The sequence below is a fragment of the Sinorhizobium mexicanum genome, from assembly GCF_013488225.1.
GTDB lineage: Bacteria > Pseudomonadota > Alphaproteobacteria > Rhizobiales > Rhizobiaceae > Sinorhizobium > Sinorhizobium mexicanum.
Window position 1 is genome coordinate 2,215,549 of sequence record NZ_CP041238.1, and the last position, 18,114, is coordinate 2,233,662.

Sequence of the window (18,114 nt, forward strand, 5' to 3'; positions counted from 1 at the left end):
AAAGAACGAAGAGAAAGATACGAAACCGTCTGGCGCCGCATTCCGCTGCCGCATGTTTCCTTTAAATCGTAGCCGATTTAGGAATCAGGCCGCCTGTGGCGCGAGGATATGCGCCAGCATCCTTTCAGCCTCATCCGACGCTTCCACCTCGATCATGCCGCCGCGCATCCGGTGCCAGGTGATCAACTCCATCCTGCCGTCGTGATGCTCGGCGATTGCCGTGCAGCTTTCGACCCAGTCGCCGGTGTTGATGTAGCGGATATCGCCGATGTCCTCGATCACCGCGTGGTGAATGTGGCCACAGATGACGCCCTGCGCGTCGTGGCGGCGCGCCTCGTCGGCTACGACCTTCTGGAATTCGCCGATGAAATTCACCGCGTGCTTGACCTGCAGCTTTGCCCAGGAGGAAAAGGACCAGTACGGCATGCCGAGACGGCGGCGGATCGCGGCCAGCCCGATATTGATGGCAATCGCCATGTCGTAGGCCCAGTCGCCGAGATAGGCGAGCACGCGCGCATTGCGCACCACGACGTCGAATTCGTCGCCATGCAGGACGAGATAGGTGCGGCCGTCGGCGGCTTTGTGCATGTGGCGCTGGGCCACCTCTATGCCGCCGAAATGGACGCCCGGGAAATCCCGCATGAACTCGTCGTGATTGCCGGGAATGTAGATGATGCGGGAGCCCTTGCGGGCCTTGCGCAGCAGCTTCTGGACGACGTCGTTGCAGGGCTGCGGCCAATACCAGCTGCGCTTCAGGCGCCAACCGTCGACGATGTCGCCGACGAGGATGATGGTTTCCGCCTCGTGATGGCGCAGGAAGTCGAGCAGGTAATCGGTTTTCGCCGCTTTTGAGCCCAGATGGACGTCGGAGATGAAGAGCGTCCGCAGTTTCCGGACCGAGTTCTGTTGGGATGCCGATGCCGCGGTCATGCGAGCCTCGTCTTGGTTGATCCTTTTGATGACCGTCAAAACCAGACTCGTGTTTCAGGAAGATGACACGACATGTGCGTGCGACAAATCCGGTGTCGGAAATGAACCAGAGCATAACTGTACGCCGCCCGCAATTCATGCCAAAAGGCGCCGATCAAGAAGAAGGAATGCAAGGCATGAATACGGGCGACAAAGTGAAACCGGTACCGGCAAGCGGGGACATCGACCAGCAGGCGCTTTTCTTCCATCGTTACCCGCGCCCCGGCAAGCTTGAGATCCAGCCGACCAAGCCGCTCGGCAACCAGCGCGATCTGGCGCTCGCCTATTCGCCCGGCGTCGCCGCGCCCTGTATCGCGATCAGGGACAATCCCGAAGCTGCTGCCGATTTCACCGCGCGCGCCAACCTCGTCGCGGTGATCTCCAACGGCTCGGCCGTTCTCGGCCTCGGCAACATCGGCCCGCTCGCCTCTAAGCCGGTCATGGAAGGCAAGGCCGTGCTGTTCAAGAAATTCGCCGGCATCGACGTCTTCGACATCGAGATCGACGCGCCGACCGTCGATCGCATGGTCGATGTCGTCTCGGCGTTGGAACCGACGTTCGGCGGCATCAATCTCGAGGACATCAAGGCGCCGGAATGCTTCGAGGTGGAGCGGCGCCTGCGCGAGAAGATGGAGATACCGGTCTTCCACGACGACCAGCACGGCACCGCGATCATCGTTGCTGCCGCCGTTATGAACGGCCTCGAACTTGCCGGCAAGGATATTGCCGAGGCGAAGATCGTCGCCTCCGGCGCGGGCGCGGCCGCCCTCGCCTGCCTGAACCTGCTCGTTACGCTCGGTGCCAAGCGGGAAAACATCTGGGTCCACGATATCGAGGGTCTCGTCTACAAGGGACGTGAAACGCTGATGGACGAGTGGAAGTCCGTCTATGCACAGGACAGCGACAAGCGGGTGCTTGCCGACAGCATCGGCGGGGCCGACGTCTTCCTCGGGCTTTCCGCCGCCGGCGTGCTGAAGCCCGAACTTCTTGCCCAGATGGCCGAGAAGCCGCTGATCATGGCGCTTGCCAACCCAACTCCCGAGATCATGCCGGAGGTGGCCCGCGCCGCCCGGCCAGACGCCATGATCTGCACCGGACGATCCGATTTCCCGAACCAGGTCAACAACGTCCTCTGCTTCCCGCACATCTTCCGTGGCGCCCTCGATTGCGGCGCGCGCACGATCAACGAGGAGATGAAAATGGCGGCGGTGCGGGCAATTGCCGGCCTTGCGCGCGAGGAGCCGTCGGATGTCGCCGCCCGCGCCTATTCCGGTGAGACGCCGGTGTTTGGACCAGACTACCTCATCCCCTCGCCTTTCGACCAGCGGCTGATCCTCCGCATCGCTCCGGCCGTCGCCAAGGCTGCGGCCGAAAGCGGCGTCGCGACCCGCCCGATCCAGGATTTCGACGGCTACCTCGATAAACTGAACCGTTTCGTCTTCCGCTCCGGCTTCATCATGAAGCCGGTCTTCGCGGCGGCCAAGAACGCCCCGAAAAACCGCGTCATCTTTGCCGAAGGCGAAGACGAACGGGTGTTGCGCGCCGCTCAGGTGCTGCTGGAGGAAGGCACCGCCAATCCCATCCTGATCGGCCGCCCGCAGATCATCGAGACGCGTCTGCGGCGCTACGGTCTCCGGATTCGCCCGGATGTCGACTTCGAGGTCGTGAATCCCGAGGGCGACCCGCGCTACCGCGACTACGTCGACGATTATTTCGCACTCGTCGGCCGCCGCGGCGTCATTCCTGAAGCGGCGCGTACGATTGTGCGCACGAACACGACGGTGATCGGCGCGCTTGCGGTCAAGCGAGGTGAAGCGGATTCGCTGATCTGCGGCGTGGAAGGACGCTATAGCAAGCACCTGCGTGACGTTTCGCAGATCATCGGCAAGCGCGCGGGTGTTCTCGACTTCTCGGCCCTGAGCCTGCTTATCTCGCAGCGCGGCGCCACCTTCTTCACCGACACCTATGTCAGCTACAATCCGAGCGCCGAGGAGATCGCGCAGACGACCGTGATGGCGGCCGGAGAAATCCGCCGCTTCGGCATCACGCCGCGTGCGGCGCTCGTATCGCATTCGAATTTCGGTTCGCGCGACTCCGAAAGCGCTTCGAAAATGCGCGCGGCACTGCAGCTTGTACGTGAACTTGCACCCGACCTCGAAGTCGACGGCGAAATGCACGGCGACTCCGCGATCTCCGAGATACTACGTCAGCGTGTGATGCCGGACAGCGCGCTTAACGGCGAAGCCAACTTGCTCGTATTCCCCAATCTGGATGCGGCGAACATTACGCTTGGTGTGGTCAAGACGATGACGGACAGCCTGCATGTCGGGCCGATCCTCCTCGGCTCCGCCCTGCCGGCGCACATTCTCTCGCCGTCGGTCACATCGCGCGGCGTAGTCAACATGGCCGCTCTTGCGGTCGTCGAGGCAAGCCATCCGGTGTAACGGATAGGCACACGTCAGCGCTGCCGACCGGGCGGCGCTGACGTTTATCCCGATCAAAATTCAACCATGAATTTAGAAAGGGCAATAGTTTGCAGCGTTTACGAAATATTGCACTAGACAAAGCATGCCCCCATTACCATGCTTATCTAGGGGCAAGATTCGGTGTTGGGCATGACGGATCAACAGGCTGTCCTCGATCTATTGGACATTGTGGAGTACGGGGGCTGCGCTGAACCCGAGCAATTCTTCGCGTTGATGCGCCGCACTTTCAAGATCGCGCACCTGCTATATCTGGAAGCTGAACCCCTTGCCGACGGCCTGAAGGTCTGCCGTCTGCACCACACGTTCGGCGCCTATGCCGCCGAAATCTATCGGACGAGAGCTCTCCACCGCATCGATCCGATCCTGCGACTTGCGCTTGGCGGCGTGAGACCTGTCGAATGGACGACCGCCCGCCGACGCTTTCCGGAGTGCGAACCGCTCTTTCACGCAGCGGAGGAGATCGGAATTTCGGCGGAAGGCGTCGCGCTGCCGCTGCCTTCCCCCGCCGGACGCATGGCACTTCTCGCCATCAACGCCAACATGTCGCCCGTGGAATGGTCCATCTACCGACGTTGCCACTTGCGCGACTTTCAGCTGGCCGCCAACCTCTTCCACGCGTCTATGTTGGAGCATGCGGCCACGGCCGGCGCGATCGATGAGCGCGACATGCGTCTTACAGGTCGCGAAACCGAGGTATTGACCTGGTCGGCGGCCGGCAAGAGTTATTGGGAAATTGCCACGATCCTCGGCATCTCCGAGCGTACGGTCCGCTTCTTCATGACCAATGCGCGCCGCAAGTTGAACGTCGTCTCCAATACGCAAGCCGTGGCACAGGCGGTTCGTCACGCCCTGATCCCTACCATCTGACGGGTCGAATTAACCATCACCGCCGCCCTTCCGACAAAAGCCCCGCAAATTTAGTAGGAAAAAATCGGCTTTTGAACTGTCACTACCGACAGTTACATGTGTCACTTGAGCCTGACAGCATCGCCCCATATCGCGCAATAACGATGGAGCGAAAGATGATCAGGATTGTGAACGGTAACGCTCGCGGACGGCACCCGCAGGCCATCGACGAAATGTTCCGGCTGCGCAAGCGCGTGTTCCACGACTTCCTGAAGTGGGACGTGAAGACGGACGGCGAGTGGGAAATCGACCACTACGACAAGGCAAACCCCCTCTATGTAATGTCCTACGCGCCGGATACCGGAAAATTGCGCGGATCGCTGCGGCTCCTGCCAACCCTTGGGCCGAACATGCTGGACGATACGTTTCCGATCCTGCTCGGCGACAACCCTGAGATCCGCAGCGCCTCCGTGTGGGAATCGAGCCGCTTCTGCATCGAACCGGATATCTCGCAGGATCGCTCGTCGAACCAGGTGACGGTCGCTGCTGCGGAACTGATGTGTGGCGTGGGTGAGCTTGGCCTTGCCTCCGGCATCAGCCACATCGTCACCGTGACCGACGTGTTCCTGGAAAGGATGTTCCGTCGGATGGGTTGCCCCGGAGAACGCATTGCCGACCCGCACCGGATCGGCTCCGTCTACGCCGTGGCCGTGGCGTGGGAAGTGACCCGAGAGCTGCTCGAAACAATGAAGCAGGTCGCCGCGATCGAGGGCACCGTGCTTGAGCGCCCGATGTCGCTCGAAACAGCACGGGCAGCTTGACACCTCTTGCCGGGCCGCGTTCGCGGCCCGGCCCTTCCGTCGCCTGCTGTTTGCCATGTTAACGTAAAACTTCGCCTTGACGTTGCGCTGTTACGTCAAGGCCTTATGATAAGGGGAAACAGGAGTTGGCGGCGGCGAACGTCCTCAAAGAAGGGACCGCGCGCCAAAGCAGAAGAGACAAGCGCCAGTGTCCCGGAGTTTCGTGTACCGGAAGCTCAAATGTGCGGCGGTCGCCTTGCTCCCGGCGCTGCTGGCAATCGCAGGCGGCGCGTCGGCGTCGACCGTTTGTGAACGTCTGAATGAACGGCTTACCGATCTTTCCACGATCGTCGCTCCGACCGCCAACCTCCGCGATTTCACCGGCGCCGTCTCCCGCCAGAACATCGAGCTCCGCCGGGCCAAGAATGAGCGACGCCGGATGGAATGCAGCACCGGCAGCGTCGTCGTCATTGGTGGCGAAAACGACGATGCATGCACGGCGCTTGATGACACCATCGCCCGCATGGAGGACAACCTTCAAAGGCTGAAGGCGCATCGCCGCTCGTTGATATCGGGCGACATGGGCGACACGCGCCGGCGCATTCTCGCGGCGCTGGAACTGAACGGCTGCCACGACGAGGCCCGCGGCGGCCCATATCCAATAGAGGAGCAGGACGAGTTCGCCAGCGCGGCCGTCGATGATGCCGAGTTCCACCGCAATATCCTCAGGGATCTTCCGCCGGATAGCGAGGATTATCCGCTGCTGAATGACGACAGCGACATGCAGGATTTTCCGCTGCTGCACGAGGAGCCGATTGGCAGTCTCAGGACAATGTGCGTACGCACCTGCGACGGAGCGTTTTTCCCGATCTCGTCAAATGCGACGCCGTCGGACTTTGCCCGTGACGCCGAGCTTTGCCAGGCACGCTGCCCCGGCGCAGAGACGGAACTTTACTACCACGTCCTTGAGACGGAGGAGGCCGACCAGATGGTCTCGGCCTCGACCGGAAGGCCCTATACCGAGTTGCCGACGGCCTTCGCCTACCGGGCGCGCGGCGTCGGCGCGCCAGGGGTTTGCGGCTGCCGGATTCCGAATCCTACCGCAACGCAAGATCGCGGCAAGGCGACGACAGGCAGCGAGCCCTCGATCATCACGATCAATGGCGACCGGAAGCCGGCTCAGGGATCCGCACAGGCAAAGCCGGGGCCTGAGAGACCCTACGACCCGGCGAACAGCAAAGTCCGCGTCGTAGGCCCGACATTCCTGCCGCAGGAAAAAAGCGCAATCGACCTGAAACATCCACTTGGCCCGAGCTACCAGCCGACCCAGGGCAATTGAGCTTTCAGCGGCAACTCGACCGATTGGGCCCGCCACATCCCATGCTTTCAAAGTAGTGCAGGTAGGACGTCTATCGTATTGAACTCACGAACTGTTTATCCTTGAATGCCCCACGCTTCCTCGAAGACAAGGTCCTCGAGAGGCAGGCGCTGACGCCATCCTTTTACCGCGAGTTCCGGCTGCTGATAGAGCCGGTCGACAAATCCGACGCAAAGCCAGGCAACGATTTCGACATGCTCGGGCACGCCGAGAATCGACTTGATCTCCTGCTCGTGGAAAATGCTGACCCAGCCGACGCCGACACCTTCCGCGCGTGCGGCAAGCCAGAGGTTCTGGACCGCGCAGACGGTCGAATAGACATCCATCTGCGGATTGTGTGTCCGTCCAAGCACGACCGCTCCACCGCGCGTGCGATCGCAGGTGACGCAGATGCTGAGCGGTGCCTTGCGAATGCCTTCGAGTTTCAGCGACCGGTATTGCGCCTGCCTGTCGCCGAAGAACATCAGCGCCGCTTCCTCGTTGGCGCGCTCGAACGCCTTCCAGACCTTCTCTCGCGTCTCCTTTTGACGGACGAGCACGAAGTTCCAAGGCTGCATGAAGCCGACCGACGGCGCCCGGTGGGCGGCGCCAAGCAGGCGAGCAATGAGTTCGTCCGGCAGTGGATCGGGAAGGAATTCGTCACGCACGTCGCGGCGTGTTTCGATTGCGCGGTAGACGGCGGCACGCTCGTCCGGCGAAAAGGCTTCGGCCGCCGTCAGGCAGCCCTTCGGTTCAGGCAGCATCGTTCGATCCCCAACAATGCACAACCTCCCGCCGTCCGCGCGGGGCCGGTCTATCTCGCCAGGCCGGTCTTCTGACTCTGGATCATCCAGCCGCGCCGCCTTCCCAAATCGCTTGAGGATCTAGTGGCAATGTCCTGAGACAAAATCAGAACCTGTATGGCGCGACCGTCCCCATCACAGCGTTGGGCACGTTCCGGGCTTGCACCGGATTCCCGATTCTCCCGCCGTGGCGGGCACCTGACGGCTGCATATGGGCACAGCCGCTGGCGAAAGGCAAGCGAGCCGAACGGTTCGCCTTACCCCGAGACTTCGCGCCGGAGAGTTCTCGTCAGAGCGGCGCCGCCGGATGCGGGGAACCGTCGTAGGCGCCCCAGATCGATTGGTCGAAGCAGATCACCGAACCGGTCATCAGGCCGGATTCCGCCGAGGAGAGATAGGCGCAGGCGCGCGCGACCTCGGCCGGGTCGACAAGGCGGCCGAAGGGCTGGTTCGCTGCCGCCTTCTCCAGCCAGTCCGCGGGTGCGTCATGATATTCGCGCTGGATGCGATCCTCCCCCTCCGATGCCATCCAGCCGATGTTAAGACCGTTGACGCGGATGCGGTTGCGCAGAAGCGCGTAGGCCGTGTTCTTGGTCAGTGTCTCCAGGGCGCCTTTCGACGCGCAATAGGCGGCGATGAAGGGCTGACCCGCCTTTGCCGACATCGAGCCGATATTGACGATCGTGCCCTCGATCTTCTCGCGCCGCATCACCTTCACCGTTTCCTGAATAAGGAAGAAGGGCGCGCGGATGTTGATCGCGAACATGCGGTCGAAGAGTTCCGGCGTCGTGTCGAGGATCGTGCCGCGGTCGGTGATGGCAGCGGCATTGACCAATGCGTCCACCCGGCCGAATTCCCTGTCGCAAGCATCGACAACCTTGCGGGCATCCTCGACCCGCTCGAGATCGGCCGCCACGTAAACCACCTTGGTGCCGGTCGCCTTACTGATTTCGGCTGCCTTCGCCTCGCCTTTGGCAGCGTTGCGCCCGCAGATGACGATACCGGTCGCGCCCCGTTCGGCGAAGAGAGCGGCGATTGTCGCGCCGAGCCCTTGTGTGCCGCCGGTAACAATGGCAATTTTTCCGTCGAGACGACCATAATCCGTGCTCATGAAATCCTCCCTGGGATGATTGCGTTTTTAAGCTGCCGCCCTCGAAGTGTTGGGGAGCGTAGCTCTGTGGCGTCCCTCAGCTTTTCTTTTTCTCGGCCTGGACGGCCAGTGCCTCCACGAAGGCCACGGTCTCCCAGCCGGCTGCCAGCGCTTCATGCATCAACTGTGCCTGCGTCTTTGGCGCCAAGCCGCCGAGCGGCGGGTCGCGATCGAGATTGGTCGGGAACGAATAGCCTTCGGCGCAGGAAGCAATCGCGTTGGCAATTTCGCCGGCCGAGAGCGTTCCGTCCGCTGCAAGGGCCTTCAGGGCCGGATAGAGCACGCCGCACATCCGTTCGCGGTCGACCGTTTCCATCGCGCGTCCGAAGGCGGAGGAGACCTGAAGGAGATTTGCGACGCGCTTGATGTCCACCGAGCGGTTGGTTCCCGCCGCATGGAAGAGCGCAGGATTGAAGAACACCGCATCGCCCTTCTCCAGCGGAAGCTGAACATGATTTTCGTCGAAGTACGCTTTGAACTCGGGCCTTTTCAGCGCGAGATAGCCGGGCACATAGCTCTGGCTGTAGGGCAGGAACAAGGTCGGCCCGCTTTCGAGCGGCATGTCGCAATGGGCGATGGCGCCCTGTAGCGTCAGAACGGGCGAAAGCTTGTGCACATGTGCGGGATATTGCTCGATGACCGCTGATGTCTGGAAACCGAGGTGATAGTCCCGATGCGCCGACTGCGCCGCTCCGCCCGGATTGACGCGATTGACCTGCGCCGTCATCTGGTAATGTGGCCCGAGCCAGGCTTCGCTGACGAGTGCGACAACCGCGTTGGCGTAGTAGGCCGCGAAGTTTTCGGGAGAGCGCAGGCAATGCTTCTCCAGTGAATTCCAGATGCGGTCGTTGGCGCCGGGCTTGGCGAAATGGTCGCCGCCGCCGCGGTTCGTGCGGTGTTGCTCCTCGATGATCTCATCGAAGATGCGGCTTGCCTGGTCGATGACACTCGTATCAGCGAAGGCGCGCTTGAACACCGCAACGCCAGGTCCTTCGGCCAGAACCTCGCAAATCTCCGCCAGCGCGGCGCGCCGGCTGTCGTCCGTCCCGCAATCGGCAAGAAGGCTGGCGCTGTCGTAGATCAGGATGTTCTTCTGGCAATCGGTCGCATGCGGATAGTCGGCCGGGTCGGTGCGGCGCTCGACCTCGGCGCGGAACGCCTCGATACTGCAGGAATCCTCCGTCAGCCATACGCGCTCGACGCGTTTCCTCGCCGTGTTGTCGGTCTTCATGGGTCTCCTCCTGCTGCATCTTCCTGCCTCGTCGCCGATACCGACTATACGTCCCGCACGATCCTGATATAGAGCAGGAATCCATCAAAAAACCATCACGAGGCATGGTCGTGGCCCATCCGTTTCTGGTCAAGGATATCGCGTTCCAGGCGGGTGTGAGCACCGCCACGGTCGACCGGGTGCTCAATGATCGCGCCGGCGTCCGTCTGCAGACCATCGCTCGTGAAGGCGGCGATCCGCGAGCTTGAGAAGCAGCAGGTCGGCATGGAGATCCACGGACGGAAATATGCAATCGACGTGGTTATGGAAGCGCCGGAGCGCTTCACCGACGCCGTGCGGCGCGCTTTCGAAAATGAAGCGACGACCTTCATGCCGACGATCTTCCGCTGCCGGTTTCATTTCGCAGAAACGATGCGAGTCCACGAGATCGCGCAATTGCTCGACCGAATACGCCTGCGCGGCACCGACGGGGTTGTCCTCAAGGCACCGGATATGCCCGAAGTGACCGCCGCCGTCGCACGGCTGGAAGGCGCAGACATACCAGTGGTCACACTTGTCACCGACCTGCCGCACTCCGCCAGAACGGCCTATGCCGGGGCCGACAACCGCGCGGCCGGCGCGACCGCCGCCTATCTCATCGGCGAGCGCTTCGCCGACCAAGCCGCCACCGTATTGGTCACGATATCGAGCAACCGCTTCCGCGGAGAGGAGGAGCGGGAGATGGGTTTCCGTCGGACATTGCGCGAGCGCTATCCTTCGATCGGCATCGTCGAGATCAGCGAGCGTTTTGGCAAGAACGAGGAAACCGGCGCCCTCGCCCTGGGTGCGCTAACGCGTCATCCCGAGATCAACGCCGCCTATTCGATCGGCGGAGGAAACCGCGCCGTGCTTGCTGCGTTCCATCAACTTGAACGCACCTGCACGCTCTTTGTCGCCCATGACCTCGATCAGGATAATCTGGAACTTCTGAGAGACGGACGCGTGCATTTCGTCCTGCACCACGACTTGAAGATGGACGCGCGCACGGCCTTTCGCACCATCATGGAGAGAAGAGCGACCCTCCCCGGCTCGGGAAGCCAACGCCTTTCCGCGGTCGAAGTGATCACGCCCTATAATCTGCCGGTTGGCTGAGGCCGCAGTCAGGCGGCGCCATGCAACGGAATCACTCCGGCTGATATCGCACGAACGCGAATGCCTCTCCCGTCGGCGACCAATTCGGGACATTCATCGTTCCCTGCCCGCCGAAGAGCTCGAACAGCACCAGCGCATTGCCGCCTTCCGGGTCCATCAGGCGAAGCCTGACGTCAAGGTCGCGCGGATGGTCGAAGATGTCGCCGTCGTAGGAGAGCACCAGCAGGTGTCGGCCATCGGGCGAAGGATGCGGAAACCAGTCGCCATAAGGGCTGTCGGTGATGCGTTGCACGCCACTGCCGTCTGGTCGAATCCGCCAGATCTGCATGCGGCCGGTGCGGCTTGAATTGAAATAGATCCAATGTCCGTCGGGCGACCAGTCCGGTCCGTCATTGCGACCTTCGCCCATCGTCAGCCGGCGCTCGCGGCCGCCATCGACCGCGATCGTGTAGACATCGAAGACCTGATCGCGAATGCCGCAATAGGCGAGTGTGCGCCCGTCCGGAGACCAGCCGTGCCAATAGGACGGCAGGTTCGGCGTGATCAGACGGGGGACGCCGCCCTCGATCGGCAGGACGTAGATCGCCGATTTGCCGAATTCTGTTTTGTCACTGATGACGAGCTTTTTCCCATCAGGGGAAATGCCGTGGTCGTTGTTGCACTGGCGGGCAAAGCCCGTGTCGATCTCCATCGGTTCGGTGCCGTCGAGCGCGAGACGATAAAGCCGGCCGTCGCCATTGATGACCAGATAGCGTCCATCCGGCGACCAGTTGGGTGCCTCGACCAGCCGTTCCGTCTGCCAGACGATGCGCGTCTCGCCGCTGCCGACGTCGAAGATCTCCACCGAGCTGCGCATTGTTACCCCCTGTCGCGGAAGCGATTGGTAATCGGGTAGCGCCGGTCGCGACCGAAGTTCTTCTTGGTGATCTTCACGCCTGGCGCCGACTGCCGGCGCTTGTATTCGGCGATATATAGCAGGTGTTCGACACGATGAACGGTCGGTTCGTCATGCCCGCGGGCGACGATTTCCTCCGTGCTCATCTCCTTTTCCACCAGGCATTCCAGAATGTCGTCGAGCACCGGATAGGGCGGCAACGAATCCTGGTCGGTCTGGTTCGGCCGAAGTTCAGCGGACGGCGCCTTGTCGATGATGTTCTGCGGAATGACCTCGCCGGAAGGTCCCAGCGCGCCCGGCGGCACGGCGCCGTTGCGCCAGCGCGAAAGGGCGTAGACCTGCATCTTGTAGAGATCCTTGATCGGGTTGAAGCCGCCGTTCATGTCGCCGTAAAGCGTGGCGTAGCCGACCGACATCTCGGACTTGTTGCCGGTCGTCACCACCATCGAGCCGAATTTGTTGGAGATCGCCATCAGGATCGTCCCGCGCGTACGGCTCTGGAGGTTCTCCTCGGTAATGCCGGATTCGGTGCCCTCAAACGCGTCAGAGAGCGCGCTTAGGAAGCCCTCGACCGGCTCCTCGATCGCAACTGTATCGTAGCGGCATCCGAGCGCCTTGGCGCAGGCCTCGGCGTCCTTCAGTGATTCTTGCGAGGTGTATCGGTACGGCAGCATGACGGTGCGCACCCGCTCCTCGCCAAGCGCATCGACGGCGAGCGCCGTACAAATCGCGGAGTCGATGCCACCCGAAAGGCCGAGCACGACATTCTTGAAGCCGTTCTTGTTGACATAGTCCCTGAGCCCCAGCATGCAGGCGCGATAATCCGCCTCGTCGCTTTCCGGTATGCGTGAATTGAGCCCATTCGACGAGACCCAACCATCCTCGCCGCGCCTCCATTCGGAGATTGCGACCGCCTCCTCGAACTGACTCATCTGGAAGGCGAGCGACTTATCCGCGTTGAAGGCGAAGCTCGCCCCGTCGAAGACCAGTTCGTCCTGACCGCCAAGCTGGTTGGCATAGATCATAGGCAGGCCCGTCTCGATCACCTGCTTCAGGACGACCTGATGGCGAACATCGACCTTGCCGCGGTAGTAGGGTGACCCGTTCGGGGAAAGGAGGATTTCGGCGCCGCTTTCCTTGAGTGTTTCGCAGACGCCGAGATCGCCCCAGATGTCTTCGCAGATCGGTATGCCGACACGCACACCGCGGAAATTGACGGGCCCGGGCATGGCGCCGGCGTCGAACACCCGCTTCTCGTCGAACTCGCCGTAGTTCGGCAGGTCAACCTTGTCGCGGATCGCAACGATCTTGCCTCCGTCCAGGACCGCAATCGAATTGTGGCGGAGCGCTCCGGCCTGACGGGGAAAGCCGATGACGACGCCCGGGCCTTCATCACCCGTATCGGCGGCGAGCCTCTCGACGGCCTGCAGGCAGGCCTTCAGAAATGCCGGTTTCAGAACGAGGTCTTCCGGCGGGTAACCGGAAATGAAGAGTTCGGTGAACAGGAGCAAATCGGCGCCTTGGCGCGCTGCGTCCGCGCGCGCCTCGCGTGCCTTCGCCAGATTGCCGGCGATGTCGCCTACGGTCGGATTGAGCTGGGCCACGGCAATCCGTAGCGTTGAGGGAGCGGCTTTCTGTGCAGTCATGAGCGGGGCCTGTGGATCTCTTCTCAGCGATTACTTCTGACATACGTCCTGTTCTTACCGCATACCGCGGCAAAAAACCCACAGCCAATCGCGATCAACTCAAAAATTCCGAAAAATTCTGCATTTCCCGGCCTTTACACGGCGCGATGGCGATCTTTTCGTGCGCGTGGAACTTGCGGCCGTCGAAGCTGGTTTAGCCATTCATCCCCTGTTCAAGATGACAGTCGTATGACAGTTGAACGACAGATTTATGAAAATTGGAGACGCCGTTGGCCAGTATCGATTCCGCCGCCGCGAGACGCTCCCGGACCTTTGTCGATAGGTCTGGGCCCTCCGTCAGAAACGCCAAGGCGCTGGCTGGCACGCGCAGCGCGTTCTTCTCTCTTTTTATTGCTGCCGCGCTTGTGTTCGCGATCGAACTTATCGTGCGCCAGTCCCTTGCCGAGACGGTGGCCTATTTCATCGATCCCATGCGTCCGGCCTGGACGACGATCGCTGTTTTCTTCCTGGTTCTGCTTGCAGTCGACGCACTCTTCGGCCGCGAGCACAAGGCGGCCCTGCTTGTCGTGCCGCTCGCCATCCTGCCGGCATTCATCAGCGAGCAGAAGCAGGTCTTCCTTTCCGATCCCCTTTATCCGACCGATTTCCTTTTCGGTCGGCAGATCATGGAATTGATGCCTGTCCTTGTTAAGGATCGCCCGTGGACTGCCGTCGCAGTCGTGGTCGGCTTGATCGCCATGATCGCCACCATCGGCCTGCTCCTGCGCTATGCCTGGCGGAACTTTCCCAAGCTGACGCGCAGGGAGCGTCTCGTTCGCGTCGGCTTTGCCCTGCCGCTGCTCGTCGCGTTCTGGCACATCATGGACTACAACCAGTTTTCGTGGATCCGCGACCGCTTGCGGGTGATTCCGATCATGTGGGACCAGACCGAGAACTATCGCCACAACGGTTTTGCGCTTGCCTTCGCGATCAACTTGCCGATGGCCAGTGTCAGCGCGCCGGCGGGCTACATGGCCGATGCAATCGACCGCATTCCGGTGAAGCCGCTGCCTGCCGGAACGACGCATCGCGGCAAGCCGGATGTGATCGTGGTCATGAGCGAATCCTTCTGGGATCCGACTCGCCTGCCGAACGTGAAGTTTTCGTCCGATCCGATGCCGACGGTGCGTCAAATGCAGGTGGGCAATGTCTTCTCGCCGGAATTCGGCGGCATGACAGCCAATGTCGAATTCGAGGCGCTGACCGGCTTTTCGAATGCGTTCCTGCCCTATGGCAGCATCCCCTACCAGCAATATATCCGCAATCCGATCCCCTCGCTCGCAACCTTCTTCCGTAGCGAAGGTTACGTCGCGCGCGCCATCCATCCCTTCCAGGGCTGGTTCTGGAACCGGAACGCCGTCTACAAGGCATTCGGCTTCGACGCGTTCCGCTCGGAAGAGAACTTGCCGGCGATGCAGAAGCGCGGGATCTTCGCCTCGGACGAATCGCTGACGAAGGAAATCATCCGCCAGGCGGATGCCATGGAGGACCCGTTCTTCTTCTTCACGGTGACGCTGCAGGGCCATGGACCCTACGAACCGAACCGCTACGCGAAGAACACGATCAAGGTCGAGGGCAACCTCCCGGAAGGCGACCGCCAGGTGCTCGCGACCTATGCCCAGGGCATCAAGGAAGCGGACGACAGCCTGAAGATGCTGATGGACTGGGCGAAGAAACGCGACCGCGAAACGATCATCGTGCTCTTCGGCGATCATCTGCCGCCGCTCAACACGGTCTACACCAACACGGGTTACATGAACGACGTGACCGCGTCCCGCAAGGGTTCGAAGGAACAGATGAAGGCGCAGCACGAAACGCCGCTCGTCGTCTGGTCGAACAAGACCGGCCCGAAGAAAAACATCGGGACGATCAGCCCGGCCTTCCTTTCCTATCAGATCCTGAAGCAGGCCGGCTACGAGCACCCCTACTACACGGGCTTCCTGGGCAAGGTTTACGACCAGTACCGCGTTGTCGACCGCTATATGGTGGTGCGCAAGAACGGCAAGGATGTTGCGGAGTGGTCGCGGCAGCCGAAGGTACCCGCATCGCTACGCGACTACCGCTTCCTTCAGCACGACATCATGTTCGGCAAGCGGTACAGCACGGAACGCTTCTTCAAGTCCCACGCCGAGCTCTTCCCCGCCGGTTCCTAAATCCCGACGGTCGGCGCGTGAACCGCCCCGACCGTCGCCGTCCCGCCGTCCTCCGCGCAACAACTGTGGATGCGCTCTTTCGCGCACCACCGGGGCTGCTGACGGACACCGCTTCACAGTTTTACGGCACCGTCCTAAATAGCCTCCGAGCTATTTCCGGAGGCCAGCATGCCGCATCTCAACGAAATTTCCCAAATTCTCCTCGGCAAACCCAGTAGCCAGTTGAGCGAAATCGAACGCCGCATCCTGACGCATGCGAGAGAGCGACGGCCTCTTTCGACGGACACGCAGGCGGCATTCGATACCAGCCTTTCCTTTGGTGCCCGGCTCGCCGATGCCATCGCACGCGTCGGCGGCTCCTGGACCTTCATCCTCGGCTTCTGCGCCTTCCTCGTCGCCTGGGTCGTCATCAACTCGATCCTCCTCGTACGTGGCGCATTCGATCCCTACCCGTACATCTTCCTCAATCTGGTGCTTTCGATGCTGGCGGCGTTACAGGCGCCAGTCATCATGATGTCGCAGAACCGTCAGGCCGAACGGGACCGCTTCGCCGCCTCCAAGGACTACGAGGTCAATCTCAAAGCCGAGGTCGAGCTGATCGCTCTTCACCACAAGGTGGATGACGTCCTGCTCCGCGAAATTGCCGAACTGCGCTCCGAGCTTGCCAACCTCAATCGTCAGCTAGCGCAGTCCATGCCCGTCACGGGCCGCGGCGAGGAATCGGCGGGAAAATAGCGTGGCGGCGCCACAGGCACCTGTCAGGCCAGCCGGCTTTGCCATGCTCTGGAAGCACAAAATGCGTCGTCTCTAATGCAATGCGAATGAAGGCGCGGACGGAGGGGTAAAGTTGCTCAACTTATTGGAGTATGAGAAAATTAACCTTTAAGGCGCACCCTCAAAATGCAGGGTATTAGAGATGCAGCGACCGTTACCCTTCAAAACTGCTGCATCCTCCAATCTGGAGTACCTAATACGATGGCCTGCAAACGGCCCGCGATAGAGCGGGACTATGAGAACATGACGAGCTCTCCGCCAGCTTAATGCAAATATCCGCCGCTGCGGTGCTCGTGGCGCGGATCTTCGCCTGAAACAAACAATCAACTTGCACGTTAAGCGCAAGGTTGAAATGCTATTGAGTTGTCAGAGCAAGGCTGTGTGTTGCCCGGAACACGCGTCAGTTGCCGTGTCCCGTTGCAGCGCCATTGGGGGCATGCGCGCAGATGCAGCGGGTTGCGGGAAAGGAAAGCGTTGAGCAAAAGAGCCCACCTGGTTTCACGGTGGAGGCTTTGCTGCAAAATCCGGAATTCCGGCCTGCCCTGCAGGTGGGAGCACGCAACCTCATCTCGCTGAACGATCTCTTTCCGCGCGTCGCCCGCATGGTGGCGGCCCACCAGAAGTGGATACTCAGCCACGCAGCCTATGCGCTCCACCTCGAGCGCGACCGCAACGACCCCGACTCAGGCGTCACGGCAGCGCGCTTGCTGAAGCTGATGCGCGAAACCGGCGGGGCGAGCCGGAACACCGCGACTGCATTTCTTGCAGAACTGCTCGCCTACAAACTGCTCCGGCCCGCCAGCGGCGGCCGAACCAGGAGGACGCGCCCCCTTGAACCGACGGAGGTCAGCCAGCATGCGATGCAACTCTGGTTCAAGAGCCAGATGGGCACGCTCGACCTCTTGGACGGAGGAACAAGAGTCGAGCGCATCGAGGCCGACATCGCCATTTTCGAACGCGCCCAGCCGATTGCCGCACGGCGCCTCCTCGCCGACAGCAAATGGACGCAGCCTCCGCAAGGCGTCGCCGTCTTCGTCTGGTCGGAGTCTGGCGGAATACTGCTTGACGACCTGATGGCGCGCCCGTCGAGTCTTGTTCCGGAGAACGGAAGAGTGTGGATCAACGTCAACCTGGCGGCACTCGCAGAGCACTACGCCATATCGAACACCCATGTCCGCCGCCTGTTTTCAAACGCGGAGAAGTCCGGCTTTATCGGCAGGCCAGATGATGGGACGCGCGGCCAATTCTGGCTGAGCGAACGGCTGGTCGAGCAATATGCCTTCTGGCAGGCCGTGAAGTTCGAAGCCCTGGCAGGCGCCTTCGATCGGGCAGCGAAGACGCCGGGACAATAGGCAAGCGCCGTCAGGCGCGGCCCTGGTCAAACTTCGGCAGTTCGTCGTCGACGTCGTAATAGTCGCCCTTGTCGGCGCAATAGATGTGATAGCCGGGTTCGAGCCGCGTCGGCTCCTCGAAAGTGCCCGCAAGTATCGACGTGTAGTCGAGTGCGTCGGCCTTCCAGAAAAGCGCCGATCCGCAGGACCGGCAAAAGCCGCGCTGCGCCTCCGGGCTCGAACGATACCAGGTGACATTGTCCGCGCCTTCGACATCGATGTCGTTGTTTTTCACATTCGTCGCGGCGTAATAGAGGCCCGTTTGTTTCCGGCACTGCGAGCAATGGCAGAAGATGACCTCCCGGAGCTTGCCGCGCGTTTTGAACCGCACAGCGCCGCAAAGGCAGCCGCCTTCATGAATTTCCATTGCCGTCCTCCCGTCGTTCCGTTCGCGCTACTGCGTTTGTCCTTAAATCGGAGCCGATTTAAGGACAAAAACATAC

Annotated in this window: 14 protein-coding genes, 1 pseudogene and 1 riboswitch; of the genes and pseudogenes, 8 read left to right on the forward strand and 7 right to left on the reverse strand. The window is 61.4% G+C overall.

Features of this window, described 5'->3' with window-relative positions:
* Window positions 1-84: 84 nt before the first annotated feature.
* On the reverse strand, window positions 85-930 hold the full coding sequence (locus FKV68_RS10430) for a UDP-2,3-diacylglucosamine diphosphatase (RefSeq protein WP_180937779.1): 846 nt from the start codon (window positions 928-930) through the stop codon (window positions 85-87).
* A 176-nt stretch (window positions 931-1,106) separates the two neighbouring features.
* On the opposite strand from FKV68_RS10430, the gene FKV68_RS10435 reads away from it, so the two are divergent.
* The 4 genes from FKV68_RS10435 to FKV68_RS10450 all read left to right on the forward strand — a co-directional run bounded on the left by FKV68_RS10435 (window position 1,107) and on the right by FKV68_RS10450 (window position 6,440).
* Entirely contained in the window at window positions 1,107-3,413 is a 2,307-nt protein-coding gene (locus FKV68_RS10435; protein ID WP_180937780.1) for an NADP-dependent malic enzyme, read from the forward strand.
* 171 nt (window positions 3,414-3,584) lie between these two features.
* A complete protein-coding gene (locus FKV68_RS10440) occupies window positions 3,585-4,322 on the forward strand; it encodes a helix-turn-helix transcriptional regulator (protein ID WP_180937781.1) in 738 nt (245 codons plus the stop codon).
* A gap of 155 nt (window positions 4,323-4,477) precedes the next feature.
* Complete coding sequence (locus FKV68_RS10445; RefSeq protein WP_180937782.1) at window positions 4,478-5,122, forward strand: acyl-homoserine-lactone synthase; 645 nt, start codon at window positions 4,478-4,480, stop codon at window positions 5,120-5,122.
* Window positions 5,123-5,309: 187 nt separating this feature from the next.
* On the forward strand, window positions 5,310-6,440 hold the full coding sequence (locus FKV68_RS10450) for a DUF2865 domain-containing protein (protein WP_180937783.1): 1,131 nt from the start codon (window positions 5,310-5,312) through the stop codon (window positions 6,438-6,440).
* A gap of 95 nt (window positions 6,441-6,535) precedes the next feature.
* On the opposite strand, the gene bluB is transcribed toward FKV68_RS10450, so the two are convergent.
* From bluB to FKV68_RS10465, 3 genes are all read right to left on the reverse strand, one after another.
* On the reverse strand, window positions 6,536-7,222 hold the full coding sequence (gene bluB, locus FKV68_RS10455) for a 5,6-dimethylbenzimidazole synthase (protein ID WP_180937784.1): 687 nt from the start codon (window positions 7,220-7,222) through the stop codon (window positions 6,536-6,538).
* Window positions 7,223-7,266: 44 nt separating this feature from the next.
* A riboswitch (cobalamin riboswitch) is annotated at window positions 7,267-7,478 on the reverse strand.
* Window positions 7,479-7,550: 72 nt separating this feature from the next.
* Window positions 7,551-8,372 carry an SDR family oxidoreductase gene (locus FKV68_RS10460; protein WP_180937785.1) on the reverse strand — a complete coding sequence of 274 codons (822 nt, stop codon included), beginning with the start codon at window positions 8,370-8,372 and terminating at the stop codon, window positions 7,551-7,553.
* A gap of 76 nt (window positions 8,373-8,448) precedes the next feature.
* Window positions 8,449-9,642: a phytanoyl-CoA dioxygenase family protein gene (locus tag FKV68_RS10465; protein WP_180937786.1), complete on the reverse strand. Its 1,194-nt coding sequence runs from the start codon at window positions 9,640-9,642 to the stop codon at window positions 8,449-8,451.
* Between the two features lie 110 nt (window positions 9,643-9,752).
* Here FKV68_RS10465 and FKV68_RS10470 point away from each other — a divergent pair.
* Window positions 9,753-10,773 (forward strand): annotated as a pseudogene (locus tag FKV68_RS10470) (LacI family DNA-binding transcriptional regulator).
* 31 nt (window positions 10,774-10,804) lie between these two features.
* Here FKV68_RS10470 and FKV68_RS10475 read toward each other — a convergent pair.
* On the reverse strand, window positions 10,805-11,629 hold the full coding sequence (locus tag FKV68_RS10475) for a TolB family protein (RefSeq protein ID WP_180937787.1): 825 nt from the start codon (window positions 11,627-11,629) through the stop codon (window positions 10,805-10,807).
* 2 nt (window positions 11,630-11,631) lie between these two features.
* Window positions 11,632-13,314: an NAD+ synthase gene (locus tag FKV68_RS10480; RefSeq protein ID WP_180937788.1), complete on the reverse strand. Its 1,683-nt coding sequence runs from the start codon at window positions 13,312-13,314 to the stop codon at window positions 11,632-11,634.
* Between the two features lie 269 nt (window positions 13,315-13,583).
* On the opposite strand from FKV68_RS10480, the gene FKV68_RS10485 reads away from it, so the two are divergent.
* From FKV68_RS10485 to FKV68_RS10495, 3 genes are all read left to right on the forward strand, one after another.
* The gene (locus FKV68_RS10485) at window positions 13,584-15,506 is read left to right on the forward strand and encodes an LTA synthase family protein (RefSeq protein WP_180937789.1); all 1,923 of its coding nucleotides are present in this window, start codon (window positions 13,584-13,586) and stop codon (window positions 15,504-15,506) included.
* A 168-nt stretch (window positions 15,507-15,674) separates the two neighbouring features.
* Window positions 15,675-16,241: a DUF1003 domain-containing protein gene (locus tag FKV68_RS10490; protein ID WP_180937790.1), complete on the forward strand. Its 567-nt coding sequence runs from the start codon at window positions 15,675-15,677 to the stop codon at window positions 16,239-16,241.
* A gap of 542 nt (window positions 16,242-16,783) precedes the next feature.
* Window positions 16,784-17,632 carry a hypothetical protein gene (locus FKV68_RS10495; protein ID WP_246452572.1) on the forward strand — a complete coding sequence of 283 codons (849 nt, stop codon included), beginning with the start codon at window positions 16,784-16,786 and terminating at the stop codon, window positions 17,630-17,632.
* Between the two features lie 10 nt (window positions 17,633-17,642).
* On the opposite strand, the gene FKV68_RS10500 is transcribed toward FKV68_RS10495, so the two are convergent.
* Window positions 17,643-18,038: a GFA family protein gene (locus FKV68_RS10500; protein ID WP_180937792.1), complete on the reverse strand. Its 396-nt coding sequence runs from the start codon at window positions 18,036-18,038 to the stop codon at window positions 17,643-17,645.
* Window positions 18,039-18,114: the final 76 nt, after the last annotated feature.